Source organism: Arthrobacter sp. BK1 (assembly GCF_056680055.1).
The window spans coordinates 3,080,324-3,095,711 of sequence record NZ_CM155263.1 but is presented as its reverse complement, the minus strand read 5'-3'; the positions used below and the strand labels follow the sequence as shown (position 1 = coordinate 3,095,711).

Annotated in this window: 12 protein-coding genes; 4 read left to right on the top strand and 8 right to left on the bottom strand. The window is 66.7% G+C overall.

What is annotated here, in order from left to right:
• Nucleotides 1-205: 205 nt before the first annotated feature.
• Nucleotides 206-1,156 carry a carbohydrate ABC transporter permease gene (locus AC1MCA_RS14110; protein WP_479798356.1) on the bottom strand — a complete coding sequence of 317 codons (951 nt, stop codon included), beginning with the start codon at nt 1,154-1,156 and terminating at the stop codon, nt 206-208.
• Nucleotides 1,146-2,090, bottom strand: a complete 945-nt coding sequence (locus AC1MCA_RS14105) for a carbohydrate ABC transporter permease (RefSeq protein ID WP_479798354.1) — start codon at nt 2,088-2,090, stop codon at nt 1,146-1,148. The genes AC1MCA_RS14110 and AC1MCA_RS14105 overlap by 11 nt, the downstream gene beginning before the upstream one ends.
• A 399-nt stretch (nt 2,091-2,489) precedes the next feature.
• Here AC1MCA_RS14105 and AC1MCA_RS14100 point away from each other — a divergent pair, with 399 nt between their 5' ends.
• From AC1MCA_RS14100 to AC1MCA_RS14090, 3 genes are read left to right on the top strand one after another with little or no spacing between them, the layout of a single operon-like run.
• Entirely contained in the window at nt 2,490-3,656 is a 1,167-nt protein-coding gene (locus AC1MCA_RS14100) for an acetylxylan esterase (RefSeq protein ID WP_479798353.1), read from the top strand.
• A 16-nt stretch (nt 3,657-3,672) separates the two neighbouring features.
• Nucleotides 3,673-5,874, top strand: a complete 2,202-nt coding sequence (locus AC1MCA_RS14095) for a DUF6807 family protein (RefSeq protein WP_479798351.1) — start codon at nt 3,673-3,675, stop codon at nt 5,872-5,874.
• Nucleotides 5,871-7,034: a M24 family metallopeptidase gene (locus AC1MCA_RS14090; protein WP_479798350.1), complete on the top strand. Its 1,164-nt coding sequence runs from the start codon at nt 5,871-5,873 to the stop codon at nt 7,032-7,034. The genes AC1MCA_RS14095 and AC1MCA_RS14090 overlap by 4 nt, the downstream gene beginning before the upstream one ends.
• Before the next feature lie 240 nt (nt 7,035-7,274).
• Here AC1MCA_RS14090 and AC1MCA_RS14085 read toward each other — a convergent pair whose 3' ends face one another.
• From AC1MCA_RS14085 to AC1MCA_RS14065, 5 genes are all read right to left on the bottom strand, one after another.
• A complete protein-coding gene (locus AC1MCA_RS14085) occupies nt 7,275-8,726 on the bottom strand; it encodes an aldehyde dehydrogenase (NADP(+)) (RefSeq protein ID WP_479798348.1) in 1,452 nt (483 codons plus the stop codon).
• A 67-nt stretch (nt 8,727-8,793) separates the two neighbouring features.
• Complete coding sequence (locus AC1MCA_RS14080) at nt 8,794-9,903, bottom strand: mandelate racemase/muconate lactonizing enzyme family protein (protein ID WP_479798346.1); 1,110 nt, start codon at nt 9,901-9,903, stop codon at nt 8,794-8,796.
• Nucleotides 9,903-10,808 (bottom strand): 5-dehydro-4-deoxyglucarate dehydratase, encoded by a 906-nt coding sequence (locus AC1MCA_RS14075; protein WP_479798344.1) that lies wholly within the window; start codon nt 10,806-10,808, stop codon nt 9,903-9,905. Before AC1MCA_RS14075 ends, AC1MCA_RS14080 begins: the two co-directional genes overlap by 1 nt.
• Nucleotides 10,805-11,773, bottom strand: a complete 969-nt coding sequence (locus AC1MCA_RS14070; protein WP_479798342.1) for an NAD-dependent epimerase/dehydratase family protein — start codon at nt 11,771-11,773, stop codon at nt 10,805-10,807. The genes AC1MCA_RS14075 and AC1MCA_RS14070 overlap by 4 nt, the downstream gene beginning before the upstream one ends.
• Before the next feature lie 45 nt (nt 11,774-11,818).
• Nucleotides 11,819-13,246: a Gfo/Idh/MocA family oxidoreductase gene (locus AC1MCA_RS14065; protein ID WP_479798340.1), complete on the bottom strand. Its 1,428-nt coding sequence runs from the start codon at nt 13,244-13,246 to the stop codon at nt 11,819-11,821.
• Nucleotides 13,247-13,577: 331 nt separating this feature from the next.
• Here AC1MCA_RS14065 and AC1MCA_RS14060 point away from each other — a divergent pair, with 331 nt between their 5' ends.
• Entirely contained in the window at nt 13,578-14,612 is a 1,035-nt protein-coding gene (locus AC1MCA_RS14060; protein WP_479798336.1) for a LacI family DNA-binding transcriptional regulator, read from the top strand.
• 60 nt (nt 14,613-14,672) lie between these two features.
• On the opposite strand, the gene AC1MCA_RS14055 is transcribed toward AC1MCA_RS14060, so the two are convergent.
• Nucleotides 14,673-15,362 (bottom strand): FadR/GntR family transcriptional regulator, encoded by a 690-nt coding sequence (locus AC1MCA_RS14055; protein ID WP_479798333.1) that lies wholly within the window; start codon nt 15,360-15,362, stop codon nt 14,673-14,675.
• Between the last annotated feature and the right edge of the window lie 26 nt (nt 15,363-15,388).

Below are 15,388 nucleotides of genomic sequence, written 5' to 3'. Positions count from 1 at the left end.
CCAGGCACGTATTTTGCCTTTCGGCGTCGGGAGCGGCTACCCGGGCGGATGTCCGTTAGCGACGCACTCTGCCTTTCGACGTCGGATGCCGCACCGAACCGCCGGCTCAACTCAGCACCAACAGGCAAGGCACACAACGGCCAACGGCCCGTCCTGAGGGACGGGCCGTTGGCGTGAGCGTAATTCCGCGGAACATAACGCCGGTCTATTTGATACCGGTGGTGGCGATGCCTTTGATGAGGAACCGCTGGCCGAAGAGGAAGACGAGGAACACCGGGAGCAGGGAGACGATGGACATGGCGAAGAGGGATCCCCAGCTGGTGGCTGATTGGGAGTCGACGAACGCGCGCAGGGCGACGGGAACGGTAAACATGTCCGGATCGGTGAGGTAGATCAGGGCGCCGAAGAAGTCGTTCCAGGTCCAGATGAAGGTGAAGATGGTGGTGGTCGCCAGGGCCGGGACCATCAGCGGCAGGATCACGCGGAGGAAGATGCGGGGGTGGCCCGCTCCGTCGATCCGGGCGGCTTCGTCCAGGTCCTTGGGGATGCCGCGGATGAACTGGACCATGAGGAAGACAAAGAACGCGTCCGTGGCCAGGAGCTTGGGGACCAGGAGCGGCCAGAAGGTGTTCACCCAGCCGATCTGGGAGAACAGGATGTACTGGGGCACGATCACCACGTGGAACGGCAGCATGATGGTCAGCAGCATGATGCCGAAGAACAGTTTCTTGCCGGTGAACTGGAGCCGGGCGAAGGCGTAGGCGGCCATGGAGCAGGAGATCAGGTTGCCCAGGATGGAGCCGATGACCACGATTGCGGAGTTGAGCATGTAGTGCCCGAACGGGTGGGTCAGGGCCGACCAGCCGTCGGTGTAGTTGGACATTTCCAGGCTGTTGAGCCAGAGTCCGGGGTCGCGGAAGATCAGTTCGTTGGGCCGGAGCGAGGAGACCACCATCCACAGGAGCGGGTAGATCATCAGGGCCCCGGCGAGGATCAGGACGCCGTGTTTTGCCAGGGCTTTGGTCCGCTGTTTCCGGCTGAAGGCCAGGGTCCCGCGGGACTCGCGGGGCTTGGCGGCCTTGCGGCGGTTCGTGGGCTTGCCGGCGCCGGAGGTGTTCTTGTCCGGGGCGGGCAGCGTCTGAAGCTTAGTCGTCATAGAAAACCCAATACTTAGCAGCGATGAAGTTGATGGCAGTGAAGATGCCGATGATGACCAGCAGGAACCAGGCCATCGCGGAGGCGTAGCCCATGTCGAACTGGCCAAAGCCCTTCTGGTAGAGGTAGAGCGTGAAGAACATGGTCGAGTCCGACGGGCCGCCGTTGCCGCCCGAGACGATGAACGCCTGGGTGAAGGACTGGAACGAGCCGATGATCTGCAGGACCAGGTTGAAGAAGATGATCGGGCTCAGCATCGGCAGGGTGATCTTCCAGAACTGCTGGAGCGTGGTGGCGCCGTCAACCTTGGCGGCCTCGTAATACATCACCGGGATCTGCCGCAGGCCGGCGAGGAAAATGATCATCGGGGCGCCGAAGGTCCAGACATGGAGCAGGATGATCGAGCCCAGCGCGGTGCTCGGGTCCGAGATCCAACCCGGGCCCTGGACCCCGAAGATGGCCAGGACCTGGTTGACAAGGCCGGTGGTGCCGAAGATCTGCTTCCACAGGATCGCCACGGCCACCGAGCCGCCCAGCAGCGAGGGCAGGTAGAACACCGAACGGTAGAACGGCAGCCCGCGCAGCCCCTTGTCCAGGACCAGTGCGATCAGCAACGCGACTCCAAGCTGCAAGGGAACACCGACAAGGACGTACGTAAACGTCACACCCAGGGAGTTATGCAGCCGGGCGTCGCCGAACATCCGGATGAAGTTATCCAGACCCGTCCATTCCGGCGGCTGGAGCAGGTTGTAATCGGTGAAGGACAGATACAGCGACATCAGCATCGGACCGATGGTGATCGCGACCAAACCCACCAGCCACGGCAACAGGAAAATATACGCAGCCTTGTTATCCCGGCCGTTGGCCTTCTTCTCCTCAGCACTCATCGGCCCCTTGCGGCGCTTGAGCGTAGTGAGTTCACTGATCGCGCTCATAGCGGGATCTCCATTTCACGCAGCAGGCCCGCCGGCGCCGGCAAGCGTGCCGGGCAAGGCGTCCTGGGGTTGGGTTCAGCGGCCATGTGGTCTCCTTTGGTCATCGTGGCCATCCACGTGTGGTTGATCGCCGGGGCGATCGGTGCAACGCACTGCCTGTGGTGCAAGCTCCTCCCGCGGGCTGCAACGGGTTATCGTTGCAGCAGCGATCCGGAGATGCCACCGTCCAGCGGGACGTTGAAGAAAGCGGCTCCGTACCAAAGTAAACGGTTTCTTGACTCGTGTACAGCCCTTTGTTAGTTTTTGAGAAAGCGTTTTCTAGAACGGGCGGCCCGATCAGTGTCGAGCGGACCCCGCAGCCGGAACACGTCATCCGCCCTTCGACCATCAGGCAGGCCAGTGAGCACAGCAAACCGTCCGGCCCGGCCCAGCGCCATCGCCGGATACGAGGACTGGCCCCGCTTTGTCCGGAACCAGCCGCGGTACCTGGCCCTCACGTCCGTAGCGCAGGAATTGTCGGACGCCTTGGGTGTTCCGGCTCCAGCTTCCCCCAGGGACGTCACCGTCCACTGGGAGGAAACGCACGACGGCGTCACCACCTCCCAGCTCAGCTGGCAGTTGGGATTCGGCCCCCGTACTACGGGTTGGCTGGTTCGCCCGGCCGGAGGTTCCGGGCCGCTGCCGGGCGTCCTCGCCCTGCACTGCCACGGCGGAAACAAGTTCGGCGGGGCGGACCGCCTGGTGGAACTTCCCCAGACGCACCCGTCCGCGGCCGAGGCCAGAGCAGGCCATTATGACGGCCGCGCCCTCGCTACAGAGGTGGCCAGGGCGGGCTTCGCCGTACTGGCCCACGACACGTTTGCGTGGGGAAGCCGGCGCTTTGACCTCTCCGAGCCGCCCTGGCGGACTGCCGCGGCACTTGAGGCGAGGAAGTCGCAGTGGCGGGAGGACGGCGTCGTACCAACCGACTCGGAACTGTACAACGCCGCGGCCGGCTACCACGAGGACACCGTGGCCAAAACGGCCGGTCTGCTCGGAACCAGCTTTGCCGGGATGGTGGCCCACGACGATCTCGCCGCGCTGGAGATCCTTGCCTCGCTCCCGGACGTGGATCCCGGGCGGCTGGGCTGCATCGGATTTTCCGGCGGAGGCGGCAGGGCACTCACCCTGGCGGCGCTGAGTCCAAGGATCCGGAACTACGTGGTGACCTGCATGATGACCACCTTTGACTCCCTGCTGCCCGCGTATCTGGATGCGCATTCCTGGCTGCTGCAGACTCCCGGGCTCTGGAAGCTGGGCGACTGGCCGGAGCTTACAGCCAGATCCGGAGCGGACGGGTTCCTGGTGCAGTACGCCCTCGCTGACCAACTCTTCCCGGAGGCCGGCATGCGCGAGGCCCACAGGATCCTGGCGTCGCTCCACCCGGACAGTTACGCAGGACGTTTCTGGCCGGGCGGGCACGTCTTCACTGCAGCGATGCAGAATGAAGCGATCACGTACTTAGCCCGGACCCTGGGAGCCGGCAGCCCCGCCGCCCAAGCCCATTCCACTGTTCCCACACCTTAGGCACCGAGGACCATTGATGACCCAGCAATCCGCCTTCACAGCAGAAGGCACCACAGAACCGCGCTCGAACGTCGAGGCAGGAGTGGCTCCGGCTGCCCGGCCGCGGATCGCCCTGGTGGGTGTCCACGGTTTCGGCGAACGGCACCTGGCCAACCTGGCCCGGCTGGAGTCGGCCGGCGCCGTCGAGCTTGTGGCCGTCGCGGATCCCCATCCGCCGCAGGATGGCAGGCTGGGCGCTTCCGTGGCAGTCTTTACTGCCTTGGACGAGCTGCTGGCCTCCGGAACGGCCCCTGACGTTGTCATTCTGGCCACCCCCATCCAGACGCATGCTCCCCTGGCGTTGGCTGCGCTGGCGGCGGGCTGTGACGTGTATGTGGAAAAGCCACCGGTGGCGTCCCTGGCCCAATTCCAGGAGGTTGCAGCTGCGGCCGAAGCCTCTGGGAATCTTGTCCAAGTCGGTTTCCAAAGCCTTGGATCCCTCGCCCTGCCCGCGATCAGAGAGTCCATCGCGGCCGGCGAAATCGGCGACGTCCTGGGCCTGAGTGCCCAAGGCCTGTGGCTGCGGTCCAAGGGCTACTTCAAACGGTCCCGTTGGGCGGGCAAGCGCAGCCTTGACGGCACGGACGTTGTGGACGGCGTGGCCACGAACGCGCTGGCACACGCGGTGGCCACGGGGCTGCATATGGCCGGTGCCCACACGATTGCGGATGTCGCCTCCGTGGAAACGGACCTCTACCGCGCCCACAACACCCAGAGCGACGACACCTCCGTGATCCGCGTCCGCACTGCGGCCGGGCGGACCCTGCTGTGCGGACTGACGCTCTGCGCCCCGGAGCAGCAGAATCCTTCGGTGACGGTCCACGGCACACTGGGCGAGATCACGTTCTTCTACACCGAGGACGAAGTGCTCACCACCACCGCTGCGGGCGAACGGCGGGACACGTTCGGGCGGACCGACTTGTTGGAGAACCTGCTCGCGGCCCGGGCCGCCAATGCTCCCCTGCTGTGCGGCTTGGCTGACACAGGCGCTTTTACGTCTGTCCTGGAAGCCATCCGCACTGCCCCGGACCCGCAGGAAATCGGCGCCGAACACCTCAGCTGGGAGGGTGAAGGCGACGACGCCCACCCCGTCGTCAAGGGCATCCCTGAGCTGATCCAACGGGCGGCCAAGGCACAGGCCACGTTTGCCGAGCTTGGCGTGCCGTGGGCCCGCAGGCTGCCGCCGGCACGGACTTTTGACCTTGCCGGGCAGGCCGTGGCCAACTACCAGGACGGCAGCCATATCCGTGCCGTGTCCTCACCGCGCCCCTATCTGCACCCCGTCCGCACTCTCGCCGGCACCGTTGTCACCGACCACCAGCCGCTGGACCATGTGTGGCATCTGGGCGTTGGCGTCGCCCTGCAGGACGTGGACGGCGTTAATTTCTGGGGCGGTCGGACGTACACCAGGGCGGCCGGCGAATACGTCTGGCGGCTGGATCACGGCAGCATCGTCCGCACGGGCGAATCGTCGGAGAACGACGGCGGTCCCGGACACAGCGGTCCCGGACTCAGCGGTCCCGGACTCAGCGGTCCCGGACTCAGCGGTTCTGGGCACGGCGGCGAGCTGACCGAAACCCTTTCGTGGAACGGCCCCGACGGCGCTCCAGTACTGACCGAAGAGCGCACCTGGACGTGGGCTCCAGCCGGTCCCAGTGCTTGGCGCTTGACGCTCGACTTTGCGCTCTCCCCCGCCGGCGATCATCCGGTGAGCCTGGGCAGCCCCGGTTCCAACGGCCGCGACCAGGGTGGTTACGGTGGGTTCTTCTGGCGCCTGCCGGAATGTTCAGGTGCCACAGTATGGGCGCCCGGTTCCGCCGGCGTGCCCCTCAGCGGTGAGGCCACCGTGCACGGAAGTGTCACGCCGTGGCTCGCGTGGTCGGGCAACTTTGGCCCGGGAACGCCCGACGGCGGCACTGGAGCAGGCGGCAGTGGAGCAGGCGCCGCTGGCGGCGGGGCCGCAACACTCGTCTTCGTCGCCGCGGAGGGCTCCACGGACCCATGGTTCGTCCGGGTGAACGGCTACCCGGGTGTAGGCCAGTCGCTGGCGTGGGATGAGCCCGTGATTGCCCAGCCCGGAACGCCGGTGCGCCGGAGCATCGCGGTATTCGTCGCCGACGGGATTCTGGGCACTGAAGACGTAGAGACATTGATCACAACACAGGGGGACCAGTCATGAGCCAGACCACCACCACCGCAGCGTCGCCGCTCCCGCTGGGGGCATCGCTGGAGGCAAGCATCGGCGGACGGACGGCGCCGGCCTCGGCGGCCGACCGCGGGATCAAGCGGCGCCGCGTCCTGGACATCCTCGACGCCAAGGAACAGGATTCACTGCTCCTGACCACCCATACAGCCCTGACCTGGTACCTGGACGGCAGCCGCGTCCACATCAGCCTGGCGGGCGATCCCATCGCCGCAGTGCTGGTTGACCGCGACGGCGACCATCTGGTGACCTTCAACAACGAGGCCGGCCGCATGGCCGCCGAAGAGCTTCCTGCCGGCGTTACCCTGCATTCAGTGCCGTGGTACGGAAACCTCCACGAGGCCGCTGCCGCCGTCGGGCGTTCCACCGGATCTGCGGGATCAGCCGGCACCCCCCTGTCGGAAGCTGCGGTGGCCGCCGAACTCAGGGCGGCGCGGCAGCAACTGCTCCCTGCCGAGAGCGCACGGTACGCGCATCTCAGCGCGCAACTGGCAGGCATCATGACCGATGTGTTGTCCGCAGCAGGGCCTGAGACCACCGAGTTCGAGCTGGCCTCCGCTTTGGCCGGCCGGGTGGTTGCCGCAGGCGCGGAACCCCTGGTGCTCCTGTGCAACGGCAGTTCCCGCAGCGATTTCCGGCACCCGCTGGCCACGCATGCGCCGCTCGGCCGCCGCGCCATGGCCGTGGTGTGTGCCCGCCGGGACGGCCTGGTTGCCAACATCACCCGCTGGGTAAGGTTCGACGCCGGCACCCTGGAGGAGCTCGACGCCGAGGCCCGCATCGCAGCCGTTGAGGCGGATATCTTCGACGCGACGGTACCGGGCGCGCGGCTGGACAGCATCTTCGGTGAGATCAAGTCGGCTTACGTCCGGCATGGTTTCGGCGCGGAGCAGTGGGAGCAGCACCACCAGGGCGGTCCCGCTGGCTACGCCGGCCGAGACCCCCGCGTCACCGCCGGCGTCACAGATACGGTGGTCCTCAACCAGCCATTCACGTGGAACCCGTCGGGTCCGGGAGTCAAGATCGAAGACACCGTGCAGGTTACCGGGGCCGGGCTGGTGGTCCTGACGGTGGACGAGCGCTGGCCCTCCACCACGGTCAACGGCCTGCGACGCCCGGTCACCCTGCAGCTCTAGCCTCACGCTCTCTCACCTAATGACGTCTTGACACTGCAACGCGGGGTCACTTACCGCCCAATTCAAGGCCTTTGATGGGCTCAAAGTGACCCCGCGTTGCTCTCACTTAATGACGAGAACGCGAAAACGCTCCTGCAGTTGTTGCCGACAGTAAGGCAACAACTGCAGGAGCGTTTCAATTAGGCCGACATCAACTGCAAGAGCGTTGCGGTTTAGGCGACATCAACGGCAAGAGCGTTGCTAGCGGAGGCGGAGCTCACCGTCCACGCGGCGCGGGATGCCCAGCGGGTTGCTTTCGCGCAGGGCCGGGTGCAGGACCGTTTCCGGTGCATCCTGATAGGCGACGGGGCGCTGGAAACGGCGGACCGCCGTCGCGCCTACCGAGGTGAACAGCGACGTGGTGGCAGGGTACGGGCCGCCGTGCTGCTGGGCCCAGTTCACCGCGACGCCGGTGGGCCAGCCGTCGAAGAGTACCCGGCCTGCCAGGCCGGACAGCTGCTCCACGAGGTCGGCGATGTCCTCGCCCGGCTGGGCGTGGACCGTGGCGGTCAGGCTGCCGGGAACCTTGGCGAGGACTGCCGAGAGCTCCTCCTGGTCCGCGTATTCGATCAGCAGCGTAGTGGGCCCGAAGCACTCTTCCAGCAGCTCGTCCGGGCGGGCCAGGACGTTGGCGGCGGAGGTGGAGAACACCACGGGGGCGGCGCCGTCGCGCGTTGCGTCCTGGTCCGCGGAGCCGCTGACAATGGTCACCTCGGGCAGCGAAGCCACGCTGCGCAGGCCATCCGGGTAGGCGTCGGAGATCCGGGTGGTGAGCATGGGCGCCGTCGGCTTGTCCTTGCTGGCTTCAGCGACTTCAGCGGCGAATCCAGTCCCCGCAGGGATGAACACCAAGCCCGGCTTGGTGCAGAACTGGCCGGCGCCCATCGTGAACGACGCCGCAAGTCCCGCCGCGAGCTGGCCGGAACGCTCCGTCAGGGCGGCCACGGTGATGACTACAGGGTTCAGGCTGCCCAGCTCGCCGTAGAACGGGATGGGATCGGGACGCGAGACTGCGAGGTCAAACAGCGCCCGGCCACCGGGAATGGACCCGGTGAACCCCACAGCCTTGATGGCGGGATCCTGGACCAGCGCGGTGCCCACCTCGCGGCCGCTCACCAGGGCAAACAATCCGTCTGGAGCGCCGGCGGACCGCAGGGCTTCGGTGACCACCTCGGCCGTCCGCTCGGAGAGTTTCAGGTGGCCCGAGTGGGCCTTGACGATCACCGAGGAGCCAACAGCCAGTGCAGAGGCGGTATCGCCGCCGGCCACAGAAAAGGCGAACGGGAAGTTGGAGGCGGAGAAGACAGCAACCGGGCCGATGGGACGCAGGATGCGGCGCAGGTCAGGCTTGGGCGGGGTGGCGGACGGGTCCGCATGGTCGATGACTGCCTCAAGATAGGAGCCTTCGGTGATCACGCGGGCGAACAGCCGGAGCTGCCCGGACGTCCGGGCCACTTCGCCTGTCAGGCGGGCAGTGCCGAGGCTGGTTTCGGAGTCCGCGATCTCCACCAGTTCGGCTACGTTGGCGTCCAGGGCGTCGGCGACGGCGGTGAGCCAGGCTGCGCGGTCGGCGTCGGATGCGTTGGCCGAGATGGCGGCGGCCTGCGTTGCGGCGGCCGTGAGCTCTGAAAGTGAAAGGGTTGCAGTTGTCACTGGGGTACCTGTGTTTCGTCGGGAGGTGGTCGTGTCTGCGGTCATTGTCTGCGGGGCGACTGGAGCCTCAGCCCTGTGCGTTGGAGGTGAAGCGGAAGCCCAGTCCCGGCTGGTCCGTGAGTGTCAGGCGGCTGTTGCTGACGCGGACCGGCGAGGGGCCGGCCAGGATACCCAGCTGTTCGAAGGACGCGTCCTCCACGTCCTCCACCAGCGTGGCCTCCGCCAGCGTGAGAGCGAGCTGGCCGGAAAGTTCCGGCAGCAGGTGCGGCATCACGCGGATGCTGTTGGTCCGGGCCAGCTCAACGATCCGGCGGAATGGCGTGATGCCGCCTACCCGGATGATGTTGGGCTGGATGATGTCCACCGCCTCCGCCTCAATGAAATCGCGGAAGCGGTAGATGGTGTGCAGGTTTTCGCCGAGGGCGATGGGGACCGGTGAATGCTTGCGCAGCCTGCGGTAGGCCCAAAGGTCATCCGCGCGGATGGGCTCCTCCAGCCACTCCAGTCCGAACTCCGCGAGCACGTCCAGGGCTTTGAAGGTGGTGGGCAGGTCCCACCGCTGGTTGGCGTCGATCATCAGCTTGCGGTCCGGGCCGAGCACGGACCGGACTGCCGCCACACGCTCGGCGTCCTCGCGGATGTCCGGCTTGCCCACCTTGATCTTGACGGCCCGGTGCCCGGCGGCGACCCAGCGTTCGGTCTGCGCCACCAGCTCCTCGAGGGTGTAATGCAGGTTCACGCCGGAGCCGTACACCTCCGTGGACTCCTGCCGCTGGCCCAGCAGCCCGGTAACCGAGGCCTGCGCCCGGCGCGCCTGCAGGTCCCACAGGGCCAGGTCCACCCCGGCCATGGCGATGGTGGTCAGCCCCCCGCCGCCGGCCTCATGCAGCCGCTTCCACAGCGCGTCCCACACCGTCTCGGGGTTGGCTGGTAGCCCGGTGATGAAGGGTGCGATGTCGTGGTCGAGGAGGGCTTTGACGGCCTGCGGGCCGATGGTGGGCGTCCACGAAAAACCGTGCCCCGCACCGCCGTCGTCCGTCTGGATCTCGGTAACGATCACATGGTTTTCCGGCGCCTCCACTCCCCAGCTGCGCAGCAGCGGGACGGTCAGGAGCCGGGTGGTCAGGCCGGTGATCAGCGGTGCGGTCCTGACAGAATCGAGCGCGGGCGCGCTCATCAGCGGCCGGCCAGCTCGTAGCCCTTGGCCAGGATGGACTTCAGCTGCACCAGCTGCTCCTCGGTGGGGTCCACCAGCGGCGGACGGACCGACCCGACCGCCAGGCCGCCGAGGCGCAGTCCGGCCTTGATCAGCGCGACGCCGAAGCCGGGGGTCTGGTCACGGAGGCGGACCAGCGGAGCGTAAAACCCTTCGAGGAGGGCGTTGCGGCGGTCCTCGTCACCGGAAATGTAGGCGTCGTAGTAGGCCTTGGCGATCTCCGGAGCCATGGCGAACGCGGCGGACGAGTAGAGCGGGATGCCCAGTCCGCGGTAGGCGCCCTGGGTCAGTTCGGCGGTCAGCAGGCCATTGAAGAAGGCGAAGTCCTCGCGTCCGGTGGCGCGGACAGCGGAGACGATTTCCTGGGCCAGGCCCACATCGCCCAGTCCGTCCTTGAAGCCGATCACCTTGGGGTTGGCGGCGAGGCGGACCATGGACGCGGCGGTGAACTTGGCGTTCCCGCGGTGGTACACGATAACGGGCAGGCTGCTGGCGTCGGCCACAGCTTCGATGTACGCCACCAGGCCGTCGGTGGGTCCGGTGACCAGGTACGGCGGCAGGACCAGGAGGGCATCGGCGCCTGCTTGCTCGGCGATCCGGGCGCACGCGATGGCGTGGCCCAGCGGCCCGCCTGCTCCGGCGACCACGGGAACCTTTCCGGCTACGACCTCGACGGCGGCAGTCACCACGGTGCGCACCTCATCGATGCTCAGCGCGTGGAATTCGCCGGTGCCGCAGGCGGGAAACACGCCGCCGGGACCGAACGGGAGCCGTGAACCGATGTGCTCTTTAAGCAGCTCCACGTCAACGGCGCCTTCCGGCGTGAACGGAGTGACGGGGAAGAACAGTACGCCGTCGAATTTCATGATGTCTCCTTGGATCCGGCACCGGCTGTGACCAGGGTGGCGGACGGCTCGTCGTTGAGGGTGGTGGTTGTCTTCAGTTCGGTCCGCCAGCTGCGCTTGGGCTCCCAGCCCAGCAGTGTGCGGGCCTTGGCGATGGAGAAGGCTGGACTGGTGCCGGTCAGGCCGGCGGCCACGGTTTCGCTTCCGGGCAGGAAGCGGGGCATCAGCTCCGCCAACGGTGCGGTGGCCAGGGCGTCTGCCGCCCCGACGAAGAAGGTTTCCCCGTTGGGGATGGAGCCCATCTTCTCTAGGAGCACGTCCAGGAAGTCTGCGACGTCGCGGGCATCCACGTAGTTGAACAGTGCGGGAGCGGACAGTGCGGGGTCGGCCAGGCGCTCGGCCAGGGTGTGGCCCTGCTGCGTGGGCGCACCTTCCCATTCCTCGGGTGAGATGACGTAGCAGGGCCGGAAGGCGGCGTACCGGATCTTCGAACCCTGCGCCGCGGCGAACATCTGCACAGTCTGCTCGGCGATCAGCTTGGACAGCGCATAGGCGTTCCAGGGCTTCGGCGTGGTGCGCTCGTCCAGCGGGAAGCTGTCCGGCAGCCAGCCCGCCGGTGAACCGTAGCCAAGCACCGTGGGACTGCTCGCCGTGATGATCCTGCCGATGCCCAATTCCGTGGCCGCGCTGATCACTGCGTACGCGAGGCGGGTGTTCGTGGCGAAAATGACGTCTTCCGGTGCACTGAACGGGACGGCGATCGCGGCGAGGTGGATGACGGCGTCGGGCGCGGTCTCCTTCAGGAGGCGCAAAGCCTCGCCCGGGGCCAGCAGGTCCCCGGTTTCCTGCACGACGCCGGCCGGCAGTTGGTCCGCCGCAAGCGCGTCACGGTCTACCGAGATGACGTCGTGGCCCGCTTCGGCGAGGCCCGCCACAACGCTGCGTCCCAGCCGGCCGGAGCCGCCGGTGACAAAAATCCTACTCATAGTGTTTCCTTCAGGTCTGAGGTCCGTGGACTGTCCGGGACGGACTCAGGCGCCACGGCGAAGGTCGGCGCCGAGGTCCAGGTCTTCGATGCGGACGGGGAGGGATGACTCCAGCGAACGGTTGCCGGCGATGCCGACCGAGACTGAGCGCAGGCCGTCGAGGTAACCGGACGGGCGGCCCAGCGGGTCCTCGCCCGGGCCGTTGAAGAGGTCCGAGAGGAGGAGTTCGTCGCCGCCGCCGTGGCCGCCCTCGCCATTGACGATGGGCACCTCGTAGGCCGCTTCCCAGTGGCGCTGGACCACTAGGCGTTCACCGTTGCGGCGGACGGCGTCCTCTTCCTCGATGGGGGTGGCACTCGGGTCAACGACGGTCTTTTTGTCCGTGCTGTTCAGGACGGACGCGCGCTCCACCACTTCGAGTTCAGCACGGCCTTCGGTACCGTTGACGGCCACCCGGTAGCCCTCCCACGGGCTGTGGGCGTTTAGGGAGTAGCTCAGGCGAGGTCCACCCTGGTACTCCACCACGAGTGCCAGGTTGTCCTCGATGGTGATGCCGCCGGTGAAGACGTCCTGGTCGCGGCGGTAGCCGTCGTAGTGTTCGTTGTCCAGGAAGAGGGCCTTGAGCCGCTCGTCCTCGCGGAGGTCCAGCGTGAAGGGGTCCTTTTCGGCGGCGGCCGGGGTGCCGGCGTCGGGCGTTCCACGCTCGGGACGCGGGCCCAGTCCGCGTTCGGCGGCGTTCTTGTCGCCGTAGAACTTGAGCCCACCGGATGCGAACACCCGCTCCGGAACGTCGTTGATCCACCAGTTGACGAGGTCGAAGTGGTGGGATGCCTTGTGGATCAGCAGGCCGCCGGAGTTCTTCTTTTCGCGGTGCCAGCGGCGGAAGTAGTCGGCGCCGTGGACAGTGTCCAGGACCCAGCTGAAATCGATGGAGGTGACCTTGCCGATCACGCCGCTCTGGATGATTTCCTTCAGCGCGCTGTTCCGCGGCGAATACCGGTAGTTGAACGTGACCACCACGTTGCGGCCCGTCTCCTCCACGGCTTTGGTGATGCGGCGGCAGCCCTCGGCATCGATGGTCAGCGGCTTTTCGACGACGACGTCGGCGCCCGCCTTGAGTGCCTCGACGATGTAGTCGGCGTGGGTGTAGTCAGGGGTGGTCACCACGACGCGGTCGATGTTGTTGGCCTGGATGAACGCGGTCAGGTCTGCGGGGTCAAAGGAGGCGACCGGGCCCGGCGCACCGAGTTCCTGGATGAGCTTCTGGTAGAACTCCACACGGCCGGGGTTGACGTCTGAGAAGGCGACCAGTTCCGCGGTGTCCGAGTGCTTTCCGAAGATGGCACGGATGTACATCTCGGAGCGTCCGCCGGTGCCGATGAGGGCGATGCGTGCTTTGGTTCGTGCGCCCGGCTGCAGCAGGCTGGACGTGCCGGCAGCGGTAGCAGAACTCGATTCGGCTGTTTTGACCATGAGGGGTCCCTTTCGAAAGCTCAAAACCCGGCCGCGTGGTGGCCGTTGGAGGTGGTGCGCAGGATCAGTTTCCGGAACTCACGCGAGAAAGCGTTTTCTCGCTTCGTTACATGATTTGTACCAAGACCACCGCAGTCCCGTCAACCCTTGTCCTCTGTGCGAGTAAGCGTTTTCTGGGTTCCGTCTGCAAGAACCTGCCGATCTCAGGGACCATCGGTAGAAATCGCTTTCCCGCGGCGTTATATGCTTTTCCCACGACACCGCCTTCTGCTGTGAACATCGCCAGCCCCCTGGCGGCAGAATGGCCCGGGGGACCTACGAAAGGCAGGCCATGGTCAGGAGATCGGCAACCGGCAGGATTGGCATCGCGGAAGTAGCGGTGAAGGCCGGCGTTTCGCACGCCACCGTGTCCCGCGTGATGAACGGCAACTTCACCGTGGATCCGGAGATTGCCTCGCGCGTCAGGGCAGCGGCGGCCGAACTCAAATACCAGCCCAACCCGGTAGGCCGCAGCCTCGCGCTGGGAAAAACGGACACCATTGGCATTGTTGTCCCGGACCTGGCCAACCCCACCTTCCAGGCCATCCTCCGCGGACTGAGCCGGGCGGCGGCCCAGGACGGCTACCGTGTGCTGATCGCCGATTCCTTCGAGGTGTCCAGCGAGGAAGCCATCCTTGCGGGTGAGGCTCGCCGAAGGTGCGACGGCCTGGTTCTGTGCGCCCCCCGCATGAGCGATGCCGAACTTGAGGAAATAGTCCCCTCGCTGCACCCTCTGGTGCTGATCAACCGGACCACAACAGCTGCGGACGTCCCCAGCCTGGTGGTGGATTACGGGCAGGGAGTGCAGGACCTCGCAGGGCACCTCGTGGAACTGGGCCACACCCGCCTGGCGTTCCTGGCCGGCCCGCCCCGCAGCGCCTCCAACGGGCTCCGGCTCGAGGGCCTGGAAGCCTTCAAGGCAGCCAACCCGCAGGTGGAGGTCCTGATGCTCGAGGGCGGCTCGGACTTCGACACCGGGCATGAAGCCGTGGATGCCGTACTGGACAGCGGCGCCACCGGCATTCTTGCGTTTAACGACCTCGTGGCCATGGGCCTGATGAGCGGGCTCCACGAGCGCGGGGTGGATGTTCCCGGCGACATCTCCGTCACGGGCTTCGACGACATCCCGTTTGCCCGCTACACCACGCCAACGCTCACCACCGCTGCCGTGCCCATCACCGAGCTCGGCCAGCAGGCATGGCACCAGCTGCGTGCACTGATCCGCAAGGAAGAGAACGATGCACCGGGCAGCCGCTACCAGCCGCGCTTGGAGATCCGGGCCAGCAGCGGCCCGGCCAAGGCGCCCCGCTCCGCCGCCCACGGTTAGCCGCCCACAGTTAGCCGCCCACGGCGAGGGCCAGGGGCGCGGAGCCGTTATCCGGATAACCTAGACGCCGGCCTCCCGGTAGTACCCCTCGATGTGGGCAGCCACCAGCTTGGCCGCCCGTTCGCCGTCGTCGTTCCGGATGGCCGCCAGGATCTCCCGGTGCTCAGCCCCGAGGCGGGCCGCTGTTGCGTCCCAGTCCGGGAGATTGCCGGTCAACCTGGCAGCGTAGCCCTGGATGGATTCACGCAGCGAGCCCATCATGGCGCTGACTACGGCGTTGCCCGCGGCATCGGCCAGGGCAAGGTGGAACCGGACGTCCAGGGCCAGGAAATCGTCCGCGGTTTTGTCGGCAGGTCCGACGGCGTCCATCTCGTCAAGGAGCGCGGCGGCACGTTCCAGCTCCGGGGCGTCAGCCTTGGCCCGGGCCACCGCCCAGGACTCCAGTAAGACGCGCGTCTCCACGATGTCCGACACGGGGAGGTGCTGCGTGGCAACGTGGAGCCGCAATGCCGAGCCAAGCGCCGCCGCCGGGTCTGAAATCACCACCGTGCCAGCCTCGGGACCGGACCCGACGCCAGCACGGACAATGCCCATGGCCTCCAGGATGCGGATCGCCTCGCGCACCGAAGTTCGGGAAACCTTCAGCTGCTCGGCAAGGGTACGTTCAGCGGGAAGCCGCCCTCCGACGGCCAGTTTGCCCTCGGAGAGCTGGCCCTCGATCCAGTGCAGGACAAGTTGGTGGGTGCGCATACGGCAATGCTACTTGATGTGGTTGG